26 protein-coding genes and 1 tRNA gene are annotated in these 20,085 nt (G+C 67.3%); 14 read left to right on the top strand and 13 right to left on the bottom strand.

Annotated features, from left to right (window positions below):
* Positions 1 to 36: 36 nt before the first annotated feature.
* Positions 37 to 915: an alpha/beta fold hydrolase gene (locus PKE80_RS07960; protein WP_271182009.1), complete on the top strand. Its 879-nt coding sequence runs from the start codon at positions 37 to 39 to the stop codon at positions 913 to 915.
* A gap of 112 nt (positions 916 to 1,027) precedes the next feature.
* A complete protein-coding gene (locus tag PKE80_RS07955; protein WP_271182008.1) occupies positions 1,028 to 2,272 on the top strand; it encodes a spinster family MFS transporter in 1,245 nt (414 codons plus the stop codon).
* Positions 2,273 to 2,280: 8 nt separating this feature from the next.
* Here PKE80_RS07955 and PKE80_RS07950 read toward each other — a convergent pair.
* The 4 genes from PKE80_RS07950 to PKE80_RS07935 form a co-directional block, all read right to left on the bottom strand.
* A tRNA-Thr gene (locus PKE80_RS07950) sits at positions 2,281 to 2,356 on the bottom strand.
* 64 nt (positions 2,357 to 2,420) lie between these two features.
* Positions 2,421 to 4,166, bottom strand: coding sequence for a DUF885 domain-containing protein (locus PKE80_RS07945; protein ID WP_271182007.1), 1,746 nt, complete (start codon positions 4,164 to 4,166; stop codon positions 2,421 to 2,423).
* Positions 4,167 to 4,205: 39 nt separating this feature from the next.
* Entirely contained in the window at positions 4,206 to 5,090 is an 885-nt protein-coding gene (locus PKE80_RS07940; protein ID WP_271182006.1) for a hypothetical protein, read from the bottom strand.
* A gap of 202 nt (positions 5,091 to 5,292) precedes the next feature.
* On the bottom strand, positions 5,293 to 6,612 hold the full coding sequence (locus PKE80_RS07935) for a replication-associated recombination protein A (RefSeq protein ID WP_271182005.1): 1,320 nt from the start codon (positions 6,610 to 6,612) through the stop codon (positions 5,293 to 5,295).
* Between the two features lie 82 nt (positions 6,613 to 6,694).
* Here PKE80_RS07935 and PKE80_RS07930 point away from each other — a divergent pair, with 82 nt between their 5' ends.
* Positions 6,695 to 7,138: a hypothetical protein gene (locus PKE80_RS07930; protein ID WP_271182004.1), complete on the top strand. Its 444-nt coding sequence runs from the start codon at positions 6,695 to 6,697 to the stop codon at positions 7,136 to 7,138.
* Positions 7,139 to 7,221: 83 nt separating this feature from the next.
* A complete protein-coding gene (locus PKE80_RS07925) occupies positions 7,222 to 8,034 on the top strand; it encodes a sugar phosphate isomerase/epimerase family protein (RefSeq protein ID WP_271182003.1) in 813 nt (270 codons plus the stop codon).
* Positions 8,035 to 8,169: 135 nt separating this feature from the next.
* Here the strand turns inward: PKE80_RS07925 and PKE80_RS07920 are convergent, their stop codons facing one another.
* Positions 8,170 to 9,750: a GMC family oxidoreductase gene (locus PKE80_RS07920; RefSeq protein WP_271182002.1), complete on the bottom strand. Its 1,581-nt coding sequence runs from the start codon at positions 9,748 to 9,750 to the stop codon at positions 8,170 to 8,172.
* A gap of 139 nt (positions 9,751 to 9,889) precedes the next feature.
* Here PKE80_RS07920 and PKE80_RS07915 point away from each other — a divergent pair, with 139 nt between their 5' ends.
* On the top strand, positions 9,890 to 10,783 hold the full coding sequence (locus PKE80_RS07915; RefSeq protein WP_271182001.1) for a TIGR03620 family F420-dependent LLM class oxidoreductase: 894 nt from the start codon (positions 9,890 to 9,892) through the stop codon (positions 10,781 to 10,783).
* Positions 10,784 to 11,026: 243 nt separating this feature from the next.
* Here the strand turns inward: PKE80_RS07915 and PKE80_RS07910 are convergent, their stop codons facing one another.
* The 8 genes from PKE80_RS07910 to PKE80_RS07875 all read right to left on the bottom strand — a co-directional run bounded on the left by PKE80_RS07910 (position 11,027) and on the right by PKE80_RS07875 (position 15,104).
* Complete coding sequence (locus tag PKE80_RS07910; RefSeq protein ID WP_008831797.1) at positions 11,027 to 11,227, bottom strand: hypothetical protein; 201 nt, start codon at positions 11,225 to 11,227, stop codon at positions 11,027 to 11,029.
* Between the two features lie 98 nt (positions 11,228 to 11,325).
* Entirely contained in the window at positions 11,326 to 11,772 is a 447-nt protein-coding gene (locus PKE80_RS07905) for a DUF1810 domain-containing protein (protein WP_271182000.1), read from the bottom strand.
* Positions 11,769 to 11,987, bottom strand: a complete 219-nt coding sequence (locus tag PKE80_RS07900; protein WP_271181999.1) for a hypervirulence associated TUDOR domain-containing protein — start codon at positions 11,985 to 11,987, stop codon at positions 11,769 to 11,771. Before PKE80_RS07900 ends, PKE80_RS07905 begins: the two co-directional genes overlap by 4 nt.
* Positions 11,984 to 12,199, bottom strand: coding sequence for a hypothetical protein (locus PKE80_RS07895; RefSeq protein WP_271181998.1), 216 nt, complete (start codon positions 12,197 to 12,199; stop codon positions 11,984 to 11,986). Before PKE80_RS07895 ends, PKE80_RS07900 begins: the two co-directional genes overlap by 4 nt.
* A gap of 94 nt (positions 12,200 to 12,293) precedes the next feature.
* Positions 12,294 to 13,139: a 2,3,4,5-tetrahydropyridine-2,6-dicarboxylate N-succinyltransferase gene (gene dapD / locus PKE80_RS07890; protein WP_271181997.1), complete on the bottom strand. Its 846-nt coding sequence runs from the start codon at positions 13,137 to 13,139 to the stop codon at positions 12,294 to 12,296.
* 199 nt (positions 13,140 to 13,338) lie between these two features.
* Entirely contained in the window at positions 13,339 to 14,004 is a 666-nt protein-coding gene (gene gmk / locus PKE80_RS07885; protein ID WP_008831792.1) for a guanylate kinase, read from the bottom strand.
* A gap of 139 nt (positions 14,005 to 14,143) precedes the next feature.
* Positions 14,144 to 14,578: a hypothetical protein gene (locus PKE80_RS07880; RefSeq protein ID WP_271181996.1), complete on the bottom strand. Its 435-nt coding sequence runs from the start codon at positions 14,576 to 14,578 to the stop codon at positions 14,144 to 14,146.
* 31 nt (positions 14,579 to 14,609) lie between these two features.
* Positions 14,610 to 15,104 (bottom strand): SspB family protein, encoded by a 495-nt coding sequence (locus PKE80_RS07875; RefSeq protein WP_271181995.1) that lies wholly within the window; start codon positions 15,102 to 15,104, stop codon positions 14,610 to 14,612.
* Positions 15,105 to 15,288: 184 nt separating this feature from the next.
* Between PKE80_RS07875 and hisB the strand changes: the two genes are divergently transcribed.
* The 9 genes from hisB to PKE80_RS07830 all read left to right on the top strand — a co-directional run bounded on the left by hisB (position 15,289) and on the right by PKE80_RS07830 (position 19,977).
* Positions 15,289 to 15,891, top strand: coding sequence for an imidazoleglycerol-phosphate dehydratase HisB (gene hisB, locus PKE80_RS07870; RefSeq protein WP_271181994.1), 603 nt, complete (start codon positions 15,289 to 15,291; stop codon positions 15,889 to 15,891).
* Positions 15,891 to 16,187 carry a YciI family protein gene (locus tag PKE80_RS07865; protein WP_271181993.1) on the top strand — a complete coding sequence of 99 codons (297 nt, stop codon included), beginning with the start codon at positions 15,891 to 15,893 and terminating at the stop codon, positions 16,185 to 16,187. Before hisB ends, PKE80_RS07865 begins: the two co-directional genes overlap by 1 nt.
* Positions 16,184 to 16,807, top strand: coding sequence for an imidazole glycerol phosphate synthase subunit HisH (gene hisH, locus PKE80_RS07860; protein ID WP_271181992.1), 624 nt, complete (start codon positions 16,184 to 16,186; stop codon positions 16,805 to 16,807). The genes PKE80_RS07865 and hisH overlap by 4 nt, the downstream gene beginning before the upstream one ends.
* A gap of 256 nt (positions 16,808 to 17,063) precedes the next feature.
* Entirely contained in the window at positions 17,064 to 17,795 is a 732-nt protein-coding gene (gene hisA / locus PKE80_RS07855; RefSeq protein WP_008831786.1) for a 1-(5-phosphoribosyl)-5-[(5-phosphoribosylamino)methylideneamino]imidazole-4-carboxamide isomerase, read from the top strand.
* On the top strand, positions 17,792 to 18,034 hold the full coding sequence (locus tag PKE80_RS07850; RefSeq protein ID WP_271181991.1) for a hypothetical protein: 243 nt from the start codon (positions 17,792 to 17,794) through the stop codon (positions 18,032 to 18,034). Before hisA ends, PKE80_RS07850 begins: the two co-directional genes overlap by 4 nt.
* 5 nt (positions 18,035 to 18,039) lie before the next feature.
* On the top strand, positions 18,040 to 18,801 hold the full coding sequence (gene hisF, locus PKE80_RS07845; RefSeq protein ID WP_069709031.1) for an imidazole glycerol phosphate synthase subunit HisF: 762 nt from the start codon (positions 18,040 to 18,042) through the stop codon (positions 18,799 to 18,801).
* A gap of 147 nt (positions 18,802 to 18,948) precedes the next feature.
* The gene (locus tag PKE80_RS07840) at positions 18,949 to 19,122 is read left to right on the top strand and encodes a PEP-CTERM sorting domain-containing protein (RefSeq protein WP_069709032.1); all 174 of its coding nucleotides are present in this window, start codon (positions 18,949 to 18,951) and stop codon (positions 19,120 to 19,122) included.
* 42 nt (positions 19,123 to 19,164) lie between these two features.
* The gene (locus PKE80_RS07835) at positions 19,165 to 19,488 is read left to right on the top strand and encodes a phosphoribosyl-ATP diphosphatase (RefSeq protein ID WP_271181990.1); all 324 of its coding nucleotides are present in this window, start codon (positions 19,165 to 19,167) and stop codon (positions 19,486 to 19,488) included.
* 111 nt (positions 19,489 to 19,599) lie between these two features.
* Entirely contained in the window at positions 19,600 to 19,977 is a 378-nt protein-coding gene (locus PKE80_RS07830; protein WP_271181989.1) for a histidine triad nucleotide-binding protein, read from the top strand.
* Positions 19,978 to 20,085 lie beyond the last annotated feature (108 nt).

The following is a 20,085-nucleotide window of genomic DNA, read 5'->3' as shown; positions in this document are numbered from 1 at the left end:
AAGAGGTCGGGCAGCCGCCCATTGAAAGGACATTTCATGGACTACCGCGTCCATCATTATCGTAGCGCCGACGGCCGGCTCGACCTCGTCGCTCGGGACTACCCGGCACATGAGGGCGCGCCTGTGCTGCTGATGATGCACGGCCTCACACGCAACAGCGCCGATTTCGAACCGCTGGTGGGCAAGCTCGCCGGGCACTACCGCATGATCGTGCCCGACCAGCGCGGGCGAGGGGCCTCGCAGTGGGATCCGGACCCCGCACAGTACCGGCCGGACGTCTACGCGCAGGACATGCTGGCGCTGATGGATGACCTTGGCATCAGCCGCGCCGGGCTGGTCGGCACCTCCATGGGCGGGCTCATGGCGATGGTGATGCAGGCGCTGCGGCCTGACCTCGCGCAGGCGGCGATATTCAACGACATCGGCCCGGTGCTCGACCCGGCGGGCCTCGCGCGGATACAGGGCTACGTCGGACCCGGCGGCAAGATGGCCGGCTGGACCGAGGCCGCCGCCCGCACCCGCGCCATCAACGCCCCGGCCTTTCCCGACTATGGCGCAGTGCAGTGGGATGCTTTCGCTCGCCGCATCGCGCGGGAGAACGCCGACGGCACCGTCTCCTTCGCATACGACCCGGCGATTTCCGAAAGCATCGCAGGCGATGCCCCGCAGACCGTGCCGCCGGACTTGTGGCCCTTGTGGGAACTGCTGGGTGCGGTGCCGGTACTGGTGGTGCGCGGTGCACTCTCGGACTTGCTGAGCCCCGCCACGGTGGAAGAGATGGCGCGCCGTCATTCGGGGCCTTATGCGGCGGTGGAAGTGCCACGCGTCGGCCACGCCCCGATCCTCGACGAGCCGGCGGTGCTGGCCGCTATCGAGGCGTTTCTGAAGGCGCATCTCCCGTCGTCCCGGACTTGATCCGGGACCGGTGGCTGTCTTTAGCTGGGAGCGTGCTGCGCGCAGAAAGGTGGGCCGTTCTCGGCCAGCGATCCCGGATCAAGTCCGGGATGACGAAAAGGGTGCAAACGCGATGACCGAGCATAAGAGCACATCCCCCCGCCTCGTGCTGGCGATGCTGCTGCTGGTCTATGTATTCAACTTCATCGACCGGCAGATTCTCTCGATCCTCGCCGCGCCGATCCAGGCGGACCTCAAGCTCGACGACGCGCAGATGGGAATGCTGGGCGGCCTTGCCTTCGCGATCCTCTATTCCACGCTGGGCGTGCCGCTGGCCTGGGTGGCCGACCGCACGAGCCGGTCCTGGGTCATCACCGGCTCGCTGGTGGTATGGAGCGTGTTCACCTCTGCCTGCGCGCTGGCGACGGGGTTCTGGCACATCTTCCTCGCCCGCCTCGGCGTCGGTGTCGGCGAGGCGGGCGGCGTGGCCCCCAGCTATGCGGTGATCGGCGACCATTTCCCCAGCGAGCGCCGCGCTTTCGCGCTCTCGGTCTATTCGCTGGGTATTCCGCTCGGCTCTGCGGCGGGGGTGATGGCGGGCGGCTACGTGGCGCAGGCGGTGGACTGGCGCACGGCGTTCCTCATCGTCGGCCTGTGCGGCATCCTGATCGCGCCGCTGTTCAAGCTGGTGGTGAAGGACAAGCCGCGCCCTGTCTCCGCGCCGACCGTGCGTTTCGCAGAGGTCTTCGCCACGCTGGCGCGCAAGCGGGCGTTCTGGTTCCTCAGCTTCGGCGCGGCGTCCAGTTCGATGCTCGGCTACGGCGTCGCGTTCTGGCTGCCGAGCCTGCTTCAGCGCAGCTTCCACCTCACCCTCGTCGAGACGTCATGGTTCTTCGGCGCGGTATTGCTGCTGGGTGGGACGGTCGGTGTGCTGACCGGCGGCGCGCTGGCGGACCGGCTGGGGAAGGGCGACCGCGCCTGGTACGGCCGCGTCCCCGCGATCGGCTTCGTGCTGGCGGTGCCGCTCTATGCGGGCGGAATCTGGACGACCAGCGTGCCGGTGGCCTTCGTGCTGTTCCTGATCCCGCAGGTGCTGGCCTACTTCTGGCTCGGCCCGGTGACCGGCGCGATCCAGCACCTCGTCGACCCGCCCGCCCGCGCGACGGCCTCGGCGTTGTTCCTGCTGATCAACAACCTGATCGGCCTTGGCGGCGGCATCTATGCGCTGGGCGCGCTGTCGAAGGCGCTGGCGCCGGTGTGGGGTGCCGAATCGCTGCGCTATTCGATGCTGTTCGCGCTGGTGCTCTACCTGCTGGCGGCGCTGCTGATGACGCTGGCGGGGCCGGGCCTGCGCAGGGAGTGGGTGGCGGAAAAGTAGGCGAAAGGTGGTGCCGGCTACAGGATTCGAACCCGTGGCCCCCTGATTACAAATCAGGTGCTCTACCAACTGAGCTAAGCCGGCGCTTGCTTCATCAAGCAAGTCCGGCGCCCTTACCGCGAGCGGGGGGCGCCGGTAAAGCCCATAATCAGAATACCGCGTGCGGCGCGGCCTCCTGCATCATCGTCTGGCGCAGTAGCGGGATGGCCGGGCCGCCGTGGCTCAGGAATTCGTCGTGGAACGCCTTCCAGGCCGAACGCCCGTCGCGCGTCGCGGTCCAGTCGGTGCGCAGCTTGCGGATCATCAGCTTGCCCAGCGTGTAGTTGAGGTAGGCCGGATCATACGTCCCGCGCGCGGCCTGCTGTTCGGCGGTGCCGGCGTCCTGGTAGCACTGCTCCATGAACATCGTCTTCGACTGCGCCTGCGTCATCCCCCGCGCATGCAGGCCGATCGCCGAGAGATAGCGGCAGTTGCGCAGCAGGGCGTTGGAGATCTGGCCCACCTGCACGCCCGGATCGCCGTCGCCGAGGCCTGCCTCCAGCATCATCTCCTCGGCATAGTGCGCCCAGCCTTCGGCGAAGGCGTAGCCGACGAACAGCTTGCCGACGATCGAGGGCGCCGCGTTCGAATGGAGGAACTGCAGGTAGTGGCCCGGCATCACCTCGTGGACGGTGGTGAACAGCAGGTCCGCATTGCCGGGGATGTAGTCCATCTGCATCTGCTTCGACCACGCCGGGTCTGGCGGCGAGATGTAGTAGATCGACGAGCCGCCGTTCTCCAGCGGCCCCGGCGGGTCAATGTAGGCCGAGTTGGCGCGATTGTAGGGCGGGCTTTCCTCGACCATCGCCATTTTCGTGCCGGGGATCGTCGCGATGTCGTGGCTGCGGACGAATTCGGCGAGCTGCGGAATCTCGCGCCGCGCCTCGGCGACCGGGCCGTCCTTGGGCTTGTCGGCGCGCATCCTGTCGAAGCACTGCTGGATGGTCTTGCCCGGCGTGTATTTCGCGCAGGCCAGTTTCAGCGCCTGCTGGTTGCGCAGGAGGTCGGCCTTGCCAGCCACCTCCAGCGTATCGAGCGTGGCATCGACGCCTTCGGTCGCAAGCACCATGCGCGCAAACTTGTCGGCGCCGAGCGCGAAATCCTGCGTCGGGATGGCCTTGGCGACCTGGTCGGCGATGCCCTTCATGGCGACGGCGGCGGCTTCGGACGCGGCCTTGAACTCGGCCTGCAGCGCCGGGTCGGCGACGTCGGCGAAGGCGGCGCGGGCATCGCCGCGGTAGTAGTCGGCAAATCCGCCGAAGCCGTCGGTGCCCAGCTTGATGAAGCTGGCGGGCATCGCGGCGGGCAGGTTGGCGCGGATATTGGGGGCCTGCGCTGCCACCGCCTTGAAGAACGCGATCATCGCCTTCATCCGCGTCGGCTTGTCGGCATAGTCGCGGCTGACGTAGACGTTCGGGTCGAGGCCGCCGTTGATGTAGTAGGCGGGGTTGGTGTGCGGCTGGTCGGCGTCCTCCAGCCAGAACAGCTGGCCCTTGGCGACCTGAACCAGATAGTCGCGTTCGAAGCGGTCGGCGTCGGAAAGGGCGGTGAACTGGCCCGCCTTGTCGATGACGGAGTGCAGGAAGGCGGCGCGGGCCTTGAGCCCGACGTCGCTCCAGTCGGGCAGGCGGCCGTCGTACTTGTGCGCGCCTTCGTAGATCGCGAAGGCGGGGTCGGTCTTGAACCAGCCTTCGATGGTGCCATCGACGAAGCTCTTCCACGTCGGCGCAGGAGCGGTTCGCTCCGCCACTTGCGCGGCATCCATGGCGGCGTCGGCGCGGCGATCGTCGGCCATCGTCGTGGCGCAGGCGGAAAGGGTAAGGCAGGCGATGCCCGCCAGCAGGATGGACTTCATTGGGGGGAGGCTCCCTGTGCTTATGGGAGCGGTTGTGCGTCAGCGCGCGCCGAAGGTCCAGCCCTCGGTGCGAGCGAGTTCGGGCGTGAGTTCAGCGGGTTGCCACAGGTCCGCGCGCGGGGCGGCGACGCGCAGCCAGGCGGCGGTGAGGAGGGCGTCGGCGCTGTGGTCGTCGATTGGGCCCTGTCCGCGCGTCGGCCGTGACCCCAGGGTTTCGAGCGCCGCATCGAGCGCGGCGTGGTCGGTCATCTTAGCGCGGCCTGCGCTGCGCCCGGCCTCCACGGCGGCGAGGGTGGTGTAGATTTCCGTCACCACCGAGCCGCTCGCAGGCAGCGGGTCGATCGGCCAGACCGGCACGCGGCCCTGCAGGCGGTGGAGCAGGCGCATGCCTGTCAGGCTCGACTTGCCGACCTGTGCCGCGCCGACGAGGTTGAAGTTGGAGTAGGGGCGACATCCGGCGCGGGCCTGCGCCTCCTCGGTCACGCGCATGCGGCCGCGCTTGTGGAGCGCGCCGGGGAGGTGGAAATGCGCCCCCTCGCGCCCGCCGTGGCGGCGGAAGTAGGCGCTGAGATCGATGTGATCGACGAAGCTGGCGGCCGAGAGGTGCAGGTCTTCGGCGCAGATGGCGTCGATCAGCGCCCAGAGCGCGCGGGCATCGGGCGGGCTGTGGGCCCAGCCGGGGAAGAACGCGCCCGCGTCGGCGAAAGGCAGCGATAGGCCGAGGTCGAGGCCGACGAGGGTGTCGGGCGGCAGGCGGCCCAGCAACAGGTCGAGCACTTGCGTGCGGGACCATGCGGCGTGGGTGGCGGGGCGCAGCAGGCGGGGCGCGGCGTCGCCGCTTTCGCACAGGGCGACGGCGATGCCCTTCTGGCGCTCGCCCAGCGCGCCTGACCAGTCGATGGCGATGAAGTGGCGGAAGTGCATGGGGTTTCCTGATCGGGCATGCGATGCGATGGCATGACATCCACCATGTCGTCACCCTGAACTTGTTTCAGGGTCCATCGGGCAGCCGCGGTTGCCAGTGCAGGTCACCAGCGGCACTGGCGGTTTACGGAATCACGGCGCTGTATCGGCGGCGAAATGGACCCTGAAACAAGTTCAGGGTGACGAGGTATTGGTCGCGAGGTCACTCCGCCCGCCGCTCGGCGCGCTTCTTGTCCCACCATTCGAGGCGCTTCTTCACCTCGCGCTCGAAGCCGCGTTCCACCGGCTCGTAATAGACCTGCGGCCCCATTTCCTCGGGCCAGTAGTCGTCGCCGGAGAAGGCGTCGGGCGCATCGTGGTCGTAGGCGTAGTCTTTGCCGTAGCCGATGTCCTTCATCAGCTTGGTCGGCGCGTTGAGGATGTTCTGCGGCGGGCTGACCGAACCCGTCTCGCGCGCGGCCTTGAACGAGGACTTGAACGCCAGGTAGGCCGCGTTCGATTTCGGCGCGGTGGCGACGTAGATGCACGCCTGCACGATCGCCAGCTCACCCTCGGGAGAGCCGAGGAACTCGTAAGCCTGCTTGGCCGCGAGGCATTGCACCAGCGCCTGCGGGTCGGCCATGCCGATGTCCTCGCTGGCCATGCGGACGAGGCGGCGCAGCACGAACAGCGGTTCCTCGCCCGCCGTCAGCATCCGCGCCATGTAGTAGAGCGCGGCTTGCGGGTCCGATCCGCGCACCGATTTGTGCAGCGCGGAGATGAGGTTGTAGTGCCCGTCGCGGTCCTTGTCGTAGACCGCCATGCGCCGCTGCAGGAACTGGCCGAGCCCTGCCGGATCGAGCGCCTGCGGAATCTTCGCCGCATAGAGCGTCTCGGCCTGATTGAGCAGGAACCGCCCGTCGCCGTCGGCCGAGGCGACCAGCGCCTCGCGCGCTTCCGTCGTGACGGGGAGCGGGCCTTCCAACTCCTCGCCCTTGGCCAGCAGCGCATTCAGCGCGGCGGCGTCGAGGCGGTGGAGGATCAGCACTTGCGCGCGGCTGAGCAGCGCGGCGTTGAGGGCGAAGCTGGGGTTCTCGGTCGTCGCGCCCACCAGCGTCACCGTGCCGCGCTCGACGAAGGGCAGGAAGCCGTCCTGCTGGGCGCGGTTGAAGCGGTGGATCTCGTCCACGAACAGCAGCGTGCGCTGGCCCGCCTTCGCCGCGACGTCGGCCTCGGCGAAGGCTTTCTTGAGGTCCGCCACGCCCGAGAACACGGCGGAGACGGCGGCGAAGCGCATGCCCACGGCGGCGGCGAGCAGGCGGGCGATGCTGGTCTTGCCGGTCCCCGGCGGCCCCCACAGTATCATCGAGGACAGCCGCCCCGCCGCCACCATGCGCCCGATCGCGCCTTCGGGGCCAGTCAGGTGCTCCTGCCCCACAACCTCGGTCAGGTCGCGCGGGCGCAGGCGGTCGGCGAGGGGGGCGTCCTCGCGCAGGTCGTCAGGGGGCGACGGCGGCAGGTCATCGGCAAAAAGGTCGGCCATGAAAGGGTACTTAGCCATTCGCGGCGCGAATTGCATCGGCCTCGTCGCGGGAGTATCCTTGGGTCCGGCAGGGAGAGGCGCGATGGCTACGACGGACAGATACGTGACGAGGCCGGGGTGGACCTTCTGGCTCATCGCGGTGCTGGCGGTGCTGTGGAATGCCTTCGGCTGCCTCGACTTCACGATGACGGCTTCGCGCAATCCGACTTATCTTGCGCAAGTCCCGCCCGAGATCATCGACTGGCTCGATTCCGCGCCGAGCTGGACGCTGGTGCCCTGGGCTCTGGGCGTGTGGGGCGGGCTGGCGGCAAGCCTGCTGCTGCTCGCGCGGTCGGGCTGGGCGGTGCCTGCCTTCGCGGTGTCGCTGGTCGGGCTGGCGGTGTCGCAGGCCTGGCAGTTCTCCGCCGGGATGCCGGAAAGCATGACCACGCCGGGGATGCTGGCGATGACTGCCTGCATCTGGGTCATCGCACTCGGGCTATTGTGGTTCGCCTGGGACAAGCGGCGCGCAGGCGTACTCCACTGAATTGAGTGACCGACACGGGAATGACGTTCCTTGCCCGCCGTCCACGCGGTATGGCAGCGGCGACGGGAGAGGGAATCACGACCATGCCACATCCGCTGGGTATCGAACTTTTGACGGTGCTCGGGCTCGGCCCGGTCGAGCACGTCACTCTGGCCGCCGACCTCGGCTGCAAGGCAGTGTCGATGGGCCTGAGCCAGTTGCCCGAACGCTTCAACCCGCATGGCTATGCCCCCTGGTCGTTGCGCGAGGATCCGGCCTTGCGGCGTGAACTGAAGGCGGTGCTCGCCGATCGCGGGATCGCCATCAGCATCGCCGAGGGCCTCGGCGTGTCCGCTGAACTGGACGCTGCCGAGCGGGCGGGCGACATGGACATCTTCGCCGATCTCGGCGCGCTGCGGGTCAATGCGGTGGACATGGGCGTGGAGCGCGCGCGGGCCTTCGACCAGCTGGCCGCGCTGGCGACGATGGCGGCCGAGCGCGGCATGGAGTTCTCGATCGAGTTCACGCCGGTCTTCACCATCCGCTCGCTGCCGGAGGCGCTGGAGGCGGTGGAGTACATCGGCGCGGGAAAGGCGACGGTGCTGATCGACACGATGCACTTCTTCCGCTCGGGCGGGACGGTGCGGCAGGTGGCGCAGCTCGACCCGGCGCTGATCGGGCATGTCCAGCTGAGCGACGTGCCGCGCAAGGGCGATGACGATTACATGACCGAGGCGATGAGCGGTCGCATGATCCCGGGGCAGGGGGAACTGCCCTTGCGCGAATTCGTCGAGGCCCTGCCGCGCGGGCAGGTGCTGGGGCTGGAAGTGCCGCTGATGGCGGCCGCCGCCAGCGGGCGCGACGTGCGCGACTACGTGGGAGAGATCGTGAAGCGCACGCTGGAATTTCTGGTGTGACGCATTCCTCCCCGAGCTTGTCTCGGGGAGGTGGCGCCGCTGCAGGCGGTGACGGAGGGGGGAATGTTTGAACTCCGCCCCCTCCACCACTCGCTGTGCGAGCGGTCCCCCTCCCCGAGCAAGCTCGGGGAGGAACTAGGTTCGATCCAGCAGCATTTCGGCGCCTTTTTCGGCGATCATCATCGTCGGCGCATTGGTGTTGCCCGACGTGATCTTCGGCATCACCGAGGCATCGATGACGCGCAGACCGTCCAGTCCGATCACCCGCAGCCGGCTGTCGACTACCGTGCCCATCGCCGCCGTGCCGACGGGGTGGAAGATGGTCGTGCCGATCTCCGCCGCTGCGCGCTGCAGGTCTTCCTCGCTCTCGAAGGCAGGGCCGGGGCGCACTTCCTCGGGCCGGTAACGGGCCAGAGCGGGCTGCGAGACGATGCCGCGCGTGATGCGGATCGCCTCGGCGGCGACGCGGCGGTCTTCCTCGGCGGAGAGGTAGTTGGGCCGGATCGACGGCGCGGCTGTGGGATCGGCGGCGGTGATGCGGGTGCTGCCCCGGCTTTCCGGCCTGAGGTTGCAGACGCTGGCGGTGAAGGCCGGAAACGGATCGAGCGCTCCCCCGAAGGCGGCAAGGCTCAGCGGCTGGACGTGGTATTCGAGGTTCGGCGTCGCATAGCGCGCATGGCTGCGCGTAAAGACGCCGAGCTGGCTGGGCGCCATCGCCATCGGTCCTGTCCGGCGCAGCGCATATTCCATGCCGATCAGCGCCTTGCCGAAGAGGTTGCTCGCCCGCGCATTGAGCGTCGCCACGCCCGAGACGCGGTAGGCGCAGCGCAGTTGCAGGTGGTCCTGCAGGTTGGCGCCGACCTCGGGCCGGTCGAGCACCGGCGCGATGCCGAGGTCCGCCAGCCGCGCCGCGTCGCCGATGCCGCTGCGCTCGAGGATCGCCGGCGAGCCGATCGCGCCCGCCGCCAGTACGACTTCGCCGGGGGTGAGCGCCACGCGCTGCTGGTTGCCGACAGAGTAGGCGACGCCGACCGCGCGGCCCGCCTCGACGATCACCCGGTCCACCACCGCGCCGGTCTCGACCTTCAGATTGCTGCGCGAGCGGACCGGCTTGAGGAAGGCGTCGGCCGCGCTCCAGCGCCAGCCGCCCCGCTGGGTCACCTGGAAGAAGCCCGCGCCCTCGTTGTCGCCGGTGTTGAAGTCGGTGGAATGCGGGATGCCGTGTTGTCCGCAAGCGTCGCGGAAGGCTTCGAGGATGTCCCAGCGCAGGCGCTGCTTCTCGACCCGGATCTCGCCGCCGTCGCCGTGGAACGCGCTGGCGCCCTCGTAATGGTCTTCGGCGCGGGTGAAGTAGGGCAGCACGTCGTCCCAGCCCCAGCCGAGGTTGCCTGCCTGCTGCCAGCCGTCGTAGTCGGCCGCCTGTCCGCGCATGTAGATCATGCCGTTGATCGACGAGCAGCCGCCCAGCACGCGCCCGCGCGGATACTTGAGCGCACGGCCGCCGAGCCCTTCCTCTGCCTCGGTGGACAGGCACCAGTCGGTGCGCGGGTTGCCGATGCAGTAGAGGTAGCCCACCGGCACCCGGATCCAGATGTAGTCGTCCTTGCCGCCCGCCTCCAGCAGCAGCACGCGTGTCTCCGGGTTGGCACTCAGCCGGTTGGCGAGGACGCAGCCCGCGCTGCCCCCGCCGACGATGATATAGTCGAACTCTCCCATCCTGCAGGGCTATGCCGTGATTTGGGCGCGATCAAGCACGCGCTTTGGACAGGTGAATGCCGTGGATCATTGCACGCCGGGGCGATGCCGGCTTGGATTCCGGCCAAGAATCTTGCCGGAGAGGGCAGGCGAACCCACCATGACCGCAGGAGACGAGGAGAAAAGTACCATGGCGACACCCGCGATCGGCAGGCTGGGCATATGGTCGATGGAGATGCGCTTCGGCGACAAGCCGCAGTCGAACGCGGCGGCGGCGCAGCTCGATGCGCTGGGTTATGGTGCGCTGTGGATTCCCGGCGGTATCGACGACGGTGCCCCGGCCGAGGTCGAGCGGCTGCTGGCAGTGACCTCGCGGATGACCATCGCCACCGGCATCCTCAACATCTGGAAGCACGATCCGGAGGAACTGGCAGCCTGGTTCCTCGCGCTGCCGCAGGAGTGGCGGGCGCGTACGCTGATCGGACTCGGCATCAGCCATGGCCCGCTCATCGGCGATTCCTGGGGCAAGCCTCTGGAGGTGACGGCGGCCTTCCTCGACCGGCTCGCCGCCGCCGGGATGCCGCGCGACAACCTGTGTCTCGCCGCACTCGGGCCGAAGATGGTGGCGCTTTCGGGCGAGCGGACCGCCGGGGCGCATCCCTATCTGGCGACGCCCGAGCACTCGCGCCGCGCCCGCTCGATACTCGGCCCGGAACCTCTGCTGGCGCCCGAACAGGGCGTGGTGCTGGAAGCCGATCCGGCCAAGGCCCGCGAATTGGCGGTGGCGGCGCTGGAGCACTATCGACGGCTTCCCAACTATCGCAACAACTGGGTGCGACTGGGCTTCAGCGAAGGGGAGATCGAGGCGCTGGACGACCGCCTGCTCGATGCCCTTTTCGCGATCGGCGGGGTGGAGGCGGCGGCGCGGCGGGTCGCGGCGCACCTCGATGCGGGAGCCGACCACGTCTGTCTTCAGGTCATCGCCGGGCCGAGGGGCGGCAGCTTCGACCAGCTGCTGCCGCAATGGCGCGAGCTGGCAGAGGCGCTGGCTTGAATTTCGCCCGCAAGGTAAGCGCGCTGTTAACGAGTTGGCAACGGATTGTGCCTAATCCCTGTCGGCACAGGAGACGGTGGTTTCGGCCACCGGATTGACAGGAGCCGCCGGCGAGCCGGATGGACCGATCGTCGGGGGGCGAATGGTCCGAATCCGGGGTGGGAACGCAGCTTTCGGGCACGTTCGATTACCGCCTTCGACGACGGCTCCTGGCATTTCCCGTCACTCTTCCCAAGCCTGTCGTCAGCTTCCCAGCGCGTGCTGTTCCGCAGTCACCGGCGTACTGCTTGGCCGGTCGGACAAGGCACGGGCGATCCAAATGGTCGACATCGCCAGTACCACCAGCACCAGGCTGACGATCAGCACATAGCGAACGATATGCGGCGTAGAGCCCCCGCGTGCTTCGTCATCGTCGAGATGAACTTCGTCACCGGAACGATACATGACTGCTCTCCCGTCGACCCGACGGTGCCTTTATGGCCGCATTATCGATTCGGGCCGTGTGATGGAACGAGGATGGGCGCGGGAAAGTTCCCCGGCGTTCAACTTGCGTGATGGGATGTGAGGTGCAGCAGTTGCAGAGTGCGTTCGTCCCTTCGTCCCTGGCAGAAGGCATCGAGGGCGTGGGCGAATTGTCCGGCGCCATCGGTGCCCATGGCGGCAAGCTCGAACAGGGTCATCGAACTGGCGAACTTCATCGCATCGACCGCGCCGAGGATACCCGTGGCGCTGCGCCTTCCCGCCCAGCCCAGCATGAGACGAGTCGTTTCGTCGAGCCTCTGGCGAAGTACAGGGTGGCTCAAATAACGCCGCGCTTCGTCGAGCGTCTCCACGGCGTAGCGGCGTGCCATCGGGCTCGAGCCCAGCCCGGCGACTTGCGGGAACACGAACCACATCCAGTGCGTGCGCTTCTCGCCATGGGCGAGTTCGGCGCGGACTTCGCCGAAGATGGCGTCCTGCGCGGTAACGAAGCGCTCAAGGTCCATCATGCTTGGTGCAGTTCCGACCCGCGTTTGAGGGCGCGGCCGCCGTCAGGCTGCTCGACAAGGTATGCGGGGTTTTCAGGCGTTCCGACTCGCACGATGCGCTTGCCTTCGATCGTGCGGCTGACGCGGCGTTCGAAACGCTCGGCGATGTGGCCAGTAGCGGTGCCGGTGCCCCAATTCCAGGTGACCTGCGCTCCCTTGCGGAAGGTGGCGGTCACTGCGGCTGGTCTTGCTGCTGCGCCGCCGCCTTTTCGGTATCGGCGTGGCCGCCGGTCTCTGGCGTGGTCAGCGCGCCGGTGATCCAGATGGCAGAAAGCGCGATGATGACGAGGGCGAGGCTGATGAGCAGGACGTAGCGCACGACGCCGGACGTCTCGCCACCACGGGCTTCCTCTTTGTCGAGATGGACTTCCTGTCCTCGGGTTTCCATGGCGTGCTCCGAAGGCGGCCGGTTGCGGCCCGTTTCCTTCGTCAACACGCCGGGACGGGCGAATGTTCCGCCGCCCGTCCCGCGTCTGCGCGGCTTAGTCGCGCAGGAGTTCGTTGATGCCGGTCTTCGAGCGGGTCTGCGCGTCCACGGTCTTGACGATCACGGCGCAGTACAGCGACGGGCCGGGGGTGCCGTCGGGCAGCGGCTTGCCGGGCATCGCGCCGGGGACGACGACGGCGTAAGGCGGCACGCGGCCGATGTGGACTTCGCCGGTCGCACGGTCGACGATCTTGGTCGAGGCGCCGATGAACACACCCATCGACAGCACCGCGCCTTCGCCCACGATCACGCCCTCGGCCACTTCCGAACGGGCGCCGATGAACGCGCCGTCCTCGATGATGACCGGGCCGGCCTGCAGCGGCTCAAGCACACCGCCGATGCCCGCGCCGCCCGAGATGTGGACGTTCTTGCCGATCTGCGCGCAAGAACCGACGGTCGCCCAGGTGTCGATCATGGTGCCTTCGCCGACGTAGGCGCCGAGATTCACGAACGACGGCATGAGGACCACGCCCCTGGAGATGTGGGCGCTGCGGCGCACCACGGCGCCGGGGACCACGCGCACGCCTGCCGCCTTGAAGCGGGCATCGTCCCAGCCTGTGAACTTGAGCGGCACCTTGTCGTAGGCCGGGGCGCCCGCCGCGCCGTATTCGACCACCGCGTTGTCATTCAGGCGGAACGAGAGCAGCACCGCCTTCTTGAGCCACTGGTTGACGACCCATTCGCCATCGATCTTCTCGGCGACGCGGGCCTGGCCCGAATCGAGCAGTTCCAGCGCCTCGTCGACGATCTTGCGAACGTCCGCGCTCGCGGGGGTGACGGTGTCGCGTGCGTCGAACGCGGCTTCGATCTGGGCGGCGAGGCCAGAATTGAGGTTGGACATTGGCTGGTCTCCGGAAAGGATGAAACTGTCGCGGCGCGGCCTAGAGGGAGTTGGGGCGCGGGGCAAGGTTATCGTCGTCCCGGACTTGATCCGGGACCGCTGGCCATGAACAGCCCACCTTGCTGAACGCGCCTGCAACCTATCGCCTAAAGACAGCCAGCGGTCCCGGATCAAGTCCGGGACGACGACTGTTGTTTCCTCAATCGTCCGGCTGCATCAGTTCCCGTACGAACCCGATCAGCCCCGTCTGCCTTGCGCGGCGGAGGCGTTCGGCGTGGAGGATCTTCTTCACTTCCTCGAAGCAGCTGGCGATGTCATCGTTGACCACGACATAGTCGTAGCCGTCCCAGTGGCTGATCTCCGAGCGGGCGCGTTCCATGCGGCCGTGGATCACTTCGGCGCTGTCGGTGCCCCGGCCGGTCAGGCGGCGGCGCAGTTCCTCGATGCTGGGGGGGAGCAGGAACACGCGGACGACGTCGCGCTCCAGCTTCTGGTAAAGCTGCTGGGTGCCCTGCCAGTCGATGTCGAACATGTAGTCGACGCCGTCCTTGAGGCCTGCCTTCACTTGCGCCTTGGGGGTGCCGTAGCTCTGGCCGAAGACGGTGGCCCACTCCAGAAACTCGCCCGCCTCGACCATGGCGTCGAACTGCTCGTGCGTGATGAAGTGGTAGTGCTCGCCGTCGATCTCGCCGGGGCGGGGCTGGCGGGTGGTGCAGGACACCGAGTTGCGCAGTTGCGGATCGTGCTCCAGCAGCATGCGCGCGATCGTCGTCTTGCCCGCGCCCGAGGGGGAGGACAGGATGAACATAAGACCGCGACGCGCGAGCGTGCCGGTGGTGTCGGGAGAAGGAGTGGACTGGACCATGGCCCCCGATGCCGATGGTTGGCGCGGGAATCAAGGCGGAACCTGATCCAATCCTTCGTCATTGCGAGCGCAGCGAAGCAATCCAGGGCGGTTTATGCGGCCCTGGATTGCTTCGCTGCGCTCGCAATGACGATGCGGTTTATTCTTCCGCCCCGCCCTCGGCCATGTCCTGCAACTGCGCGGCGCCCTCGGCGCGCGCCTGCCGGGCGCGGCTGCGATCGTAGAGCGTCTTGGCCACCAGCACTCCGCCGATGACCACGGCCCCCGGCACCGATCCCAGCGCGACTCGGGCCAGCGCGCCGTGCAGCAGCGTTTCGGCCACCGTGCGGCCCTTGAGGATCGACTTGGCCTTTTTCGGCGAGTAGCTGGCGCCCAGCACGCCGCGTTCCACGCTGCGGCGCATGATGGTGGTCGCGGTGCGCAGGGCGATGTCGGCGATGATGAGGTTGGTGGCGGGGTTCGGGCTCGGCCCGTGGAGTTCCCCGCCATTGTCGGCCAGCGTCTTCAGCCCCTTGGCGGGGGCCGCGACGACGCTGGCGGCCTTCCTGGCGCTATCTTTCAGAACCGTTGCCATTTTTCGCCCTGCTCTTACCGGGCGAGCCCGGTTACTTCTTCTTGCCGAAATCCACCGAGACGACGTTCGAGCCGTCTTCGCTGGGAGTAATGCGCGACGCCACATCGCGTTCCGCATCGTTCTCGGCCGCTGCGGGCTCGTCTGCCTCGTCCTCGACCATGGCCTGGAACTGCAGGCCGAAGTCAACCGCCGGATCGACGAAGGCGGTGATCGCCGAGAAGGGAATGTCCAGCTTGGCGGGCATGGCGTTGAACGAGAGGCTGACGGTGAAGCCGTTCTCCGAGACGCCCAGATCCCAGAACTTGTTCTGGAGCACGATCGTCATCTCGTCCGGGAACCGCGCGCGCAGGTCGGCGGGAATGCTGACCCCGGGCGCGCCGGTCTTGAAGGTGATGTAGAAGTGGTGGCCGCCCGGAAGCATGCCGCCGGAGCTTTCGACCTGGCCGAGAACACGGCCGACGACGGCGCGCAGGGCCTCCTGCACGATCTCGTCGTAAGGGATCAGGCTGTCTGTGGTATCGTTCATCGCGCCCTACGTGCTCATGGTTCTCCGGCCGGTCAAGCGTGTTCGAGCGTAAAATAACATGTCGGGCCGGGTTTTCCCTAGCTCGAAGCACTTGCGACCGAAGATTGCTATATAAACGCCCGACGCGCATTCTTGTGCCGCGACCGAATTGATTCCGGCGCGTACAGGTATATAGGCACGGGCCATGCGTACCGCCTCGATCATCCGCAAGACCCATGAGACCGACATCGCCGTGGAGGTGAACCTCGACGGCACCGGGGCCTATGACGTGTCCACCGGCATCGGCTTCCTCGACCACATGATCGAGCAGTTCAGCCGCCACTCGCTGATCGATATCAAGTGCCACATCAAGGGCGACCTCCATGTGGACCAGCACCACACGACCGAGGACAGCGCCATCGCCATCGGCCAGGCCATCACCCAGGCGCTGGGCGACAAGGCGGGCATCGGCCGCTACGGCGACGTGAACTCGCCGATGGACGAGGCGCTGAGCCGCGTGTCGCTCGACATTTCGGGTCGTCCCTACCTCGTGTGGAAGGCCGCTTTCACCCAGGACAAGCTGGGCGAGTTCGACACCGAGATGGTCGAGCACTGGTTCCACTCGATCGCGCAGGCGGTGGGCATCACCCTGCACATCGAACTGCTTTACGGCACCAACAACCACCACATCTGCGAAGGCATCTTCAAGGGCTTCGCCCGCGCCATGCGCAGCGCGGTGGAACTGGACCCGCGCAAGGGCGGGGCGATCCCCTCGACCAAGGGCATTCTCGGGCAGGCGAGCCTCTGATGGCGATCTTCATCCTCAACCTCACGTATGTCACCACCGACATCGCGCAGGTCGATGCGCTGCTGGCGGACCACCTTGCATGGCTGGAAGCCGGGCGCGGCGAGGGGCATTTCCTCGCCTGGGGCCGCAAGGTCCCGCGCGAAGGCGGCGCGATCATCACGAAGGGCGATAGCCGTGAAGCCGTCGAGGCACTGGCGGCCACCGATCCGTTCATCGCGGGCGGCGTCGCGAAAGTCGACGTGATCGAATGGGTGCCGACTTTCCTCGGCGAAGGGCTGGAGGCTCTGGCCCAATGACCCTCGCGCTGATCGACTACGGCGCGGGCAACCTGCACTCGGTCGCCAATGCGCTGCGAGCGGCGGGGGCCGAGGACGTGGCGATCACCGCGAACCCCGACGTCGTGCGCGCGGCCGACCGCATCGTCCTGCCGGGTGTGGGCTCGTTTCGCGCCTGCGCGGAGGGCTTGTGGGGCATTCACGGCATGGTCGAGGCGATGACCGAGCGTGTCCATGTCGGCGGGGCGCCGTTCCTCGGCATTTGCGTGGGCATGCAGCTTCTCGCCACGCGCGGGCTTGAGCATGGCGTGACGCGCGGCCTCGACTGGATCGAGGGGCAGGTGCAGCGCATCGAGCGCACCGATCCCGAGATCAAGATCCCGCACATGGGCTGGAACGACGTGAACCTCGGCCGCAAGGACCCGGCGCAGGGCCTGATCGATCCGGGCGAGGCGTACTTCCTGCACTCCTATCACTTCCAGCCCGACGACGGCGCCTGCGTGGCGGCGATGACCGACCACGGCGGCGGCCTTGTCGCGGCGGTGGCCAAGGACAATGTCGTCGGCGTGCAGTTCCACCCGGAAAAGAGCCAGGGCTACGGGCTGTCGCTGCTGGCGCGGTTCCTGGAATGGAAGCCGTGACGCACCTCTATCGGGGGGCGGTCGGGAATGCGCTTTCATGCAAGATATCACGCCACCCCGTTCGTCTTCATGCGAGATATCACGCACCCCCCGTTCGTTATTGCGAGCGCAGCGAAGCAATCCAGGGCCGGGCAAACCGCCCTGGATTGCTTCGCTGCGCTCGCAATGACGGGGGTGGTATAACAACCGTGCCAACCCCGCTCAGGCTGAGCTTGTCGAAGCCCGCGCGCTGCCCTCAGACCCTCAGGATCGCATCATGATCGTCTTCCCCGCCATCGACCTCAAGCAAGGGCAGGTCGTGCGCCTCGCCGAAGGCGACATGGACCGCGCCACCGTCTACGGTGACAACCCCGCCGCGCAGGCGATGCTGTTCGCCGAGGCCGGATCGCAGTTCCTCCACGTCGTCGATCTCGACGGCTCCTTCGCGGGCCGGGCAGAGAACCGCGAGGCGGTGGAAGCCATCCTCGAAGTGTTCCCCGGCCACGTCCAGCTCGGCGGCGGCATTCGCACGCCCGAGGCGGTCGCGGGCTGGTTCGACTTGGGCGTTTCGCGCGTGGTCATGGGCACCGCTGCACTCAAGGACCCGCAGTTCGTCAAGGACATGGCGAAGGAGTTCCCCGGCGGCATCGTCGTCGCGGTGGACGCGCGCGACGGCATGGTCGCGACCGAGGGCTGGGCCGAAGTCTCCGACGTCTCGATCGTCGACATGGCGCGCCGGTTCGAGGACGCGGGCGTTGCCAGCCTGCTGTTCACCGACATCGGTCGCGACGGTCTGCTCAAGGGCGTCAACATCGATGCCACCGTCGATCTCGCCCGCCGCACCGACCTGCCGGTGATCGCATCGGGCGGCGTCAAGGGCCTTGACGACATCCGCCTGCTGGCGCTTCACGCCAAGGACGGGATCGAGGGCGTCATCACCGGCCGCGCCCTCTACGACGGTCGCCTCGACCTTGCCGCCGCGATCCAGTTCGCGGAGCGCGAGGGGTGAACGAAAATCGCCTCATGGCGGTACTGGCGTTCGTCATCTTCGTGCCGGCTGCGATCTTCGCGTTTCGCGACTGGCGCGAGGGCAAGGCGCGGTTGATGCTGTTCAGCCGTGCGCGTAATCCGATTTTGACGACAAAAGCCGCCGATCCGCGCAAGTTTGCGCTCTACACGGCGTTCAATGTCGCTTTGTGTGGCATTGTGGCGGTTTTCGCCGTGCTGCTGTTCTTCAAGCCGGAGTAAGCCGAATGACCGTGCGAATCCGCGTAATTCCGTGCCTCGACGTCCGTGACGGACGGGTGGTGAAGGGCGTCAACTTCGTCGACCTCAAGGACGCCGGAGACCCCGTCGAACAGGCCCGCGCCTACGACGCGGCCGGCGCTGATGAGCTATGTTTCCTTGACATCTCAGCCAGCCATGAAGGCCGCGGAACCCTGCTCGACGTGGTCCAGCGCACCGCCGAAGTCTGCTTCATGCCCCTCACCGTCGGCGGCGGCGTCCGCACCGCAGAGGACGCCCGCGCGCTGCTTCTGGCGGGCGCGGACAAGGTTGCAGTGAACTCCGCGGCCGTCTCCCGCCCCGAAGTGGTGGCCGATATCGCCGAGAAGTTCGGCTCGCAGTGCATCGTCGCATCGGTCGATGCGCGGCAGGTTTCGCCCGGAAAGTGGGAGATCTTCACCCACGGCGGCCGCAAGGCGACCGGCATCGACGCGCTGGAACATGCGATCAAGCTGGCCGACTACGGCGCGGGTGAACTGCTCGTCACCTCGATGGATGGCGACGGCACCCAGAACGGCTACGACCTCGCCCTGACCCGCATGATCGCGGAGGCCGTCTCGGTCCCGGTGGTGGCGAGTGGCGGCGTCGGCAATCTCGATCACCTCGTGGCCGGTGTGACCGAGGGCAAGGCGAGCGCGGTGCTGGCCGCCTCGATCTTCCACTTCGGCAAGCACACCATCGCCGAGGCGCACTCGGCGCTGCGAGCGGCAGGGATCCCTGCGCGCGGGTGAAGGCACGCCAAGGTTAACGGCTCATTGTTAGTCGAATGCGACTAACGGAGTGAACCACATCGGGACAACCCCGAATCGGCGCTTGCTGCAGCGCACCCGGTGGTCGATGGCAAAATCTAGGCCATCGGATCAACAGGAGGATTCGCGGTGCCCGTTTTGAAATTCATTCCGGCGTTCGTCGCGACTTTCGTTGCGCCGGTTCCCGCCTATGCCGCAGGGGGCATCCCGCTTCCCGAACCCAGCAGCATGCTGCTTCTTGGCCTTGGCGTCGTCGGCGTCGCCGTGGGCCGCAAGCTGTCGTCCAAGCGCGGCGAGGACTGACGCGCTCTTGACCGCGCGGCCCCTGCACCGCATGGGCAGGGCATGAGCAGCCTCGACACTCTCGCACGCCTCGAAGCCACGATTGCCGAGCGCCGCGCGGCCGATCCCGATTCCAGCTATGTCGCCAAGCTCAACGCCAGGGGCCTGCGCAAGATCGCGCAGAAGCTGGGCGAGGAGGCGACCGAAACCGTGATCGCGGCGCTGACCGAGGATCACAAGGCGCTGGTCGGAGAGGCGGCGGACCTCATCTTCCACCTCATGGTCCTGCTCGGCGCCAAGGACGTGCCGCTGGCCGACGTGCTGGCCGAACTGGACCGCCGCGAAGGTGTCTCGGGGATTGCCGAGAAAGCTGCACGCAAGTCCTGATCCGTCCCAAATCCGTCATTGCGAGCGTAGCGAAGCAACCCAAGGCACAGTTGCGCTTCGCTGGATTGCTTCGCTACGCTCGCAAGACGAAGTGTTCGAGTGGAGAACCCGATGCCCATCGATCCGAAGCTGCCTTACGACGACAACAACGTCTTCGCGAAGATCCTGCGCGGCGAACTGCCGTGCTCGAAGGTCTACGAGGACGACCATGCGCTCGCCTTCAACGACATCCGCCCGCAGGCGCCGGTCCATGTGCTGGTAATCCCCAAGGGCGCTTACGTTTCGTGGGACGACTTCACCGGGCAGGCCGACGATGCTCAGATCGCCGGGTTCATGCGCGCGGTGGGCACCGTGACGCGGCAGCTTGAGCTGGACGGGCCGGGGTATCGCCTCATGGTGAACATGGGCACCAACGGCCATCAGGAAGTGCCGCATCTGCATGTGCACATCTTCGGCGGGCGCCAGTTCTTCCAGATGATCGGGGAATAAGGCCTTTTGCCCACACCGTCCGGCTAATTCACTTCGCTCATAAGCCTCCCGGCTCTCCCGCGAGCGGGAGGGCGAAGTGCAGGTCTCTCATTCCCCTCCCGCAAGCGG

The organism is Novosphingobium resinovorum (genome assembly GCF_027922145.1).
Lineage (GTDB): Bacteria > Pseudomonadota > Alphaproteobacteria > Sphingomonadales > Sphingomonadaceae > Novosphingobium > Novosphingobium resinovorum.
The sequence above is the reverse complement of the archived record's forward strand: the minus strand, read 5'-3'. Positions and strand labels throughout refer to the sequence as shown.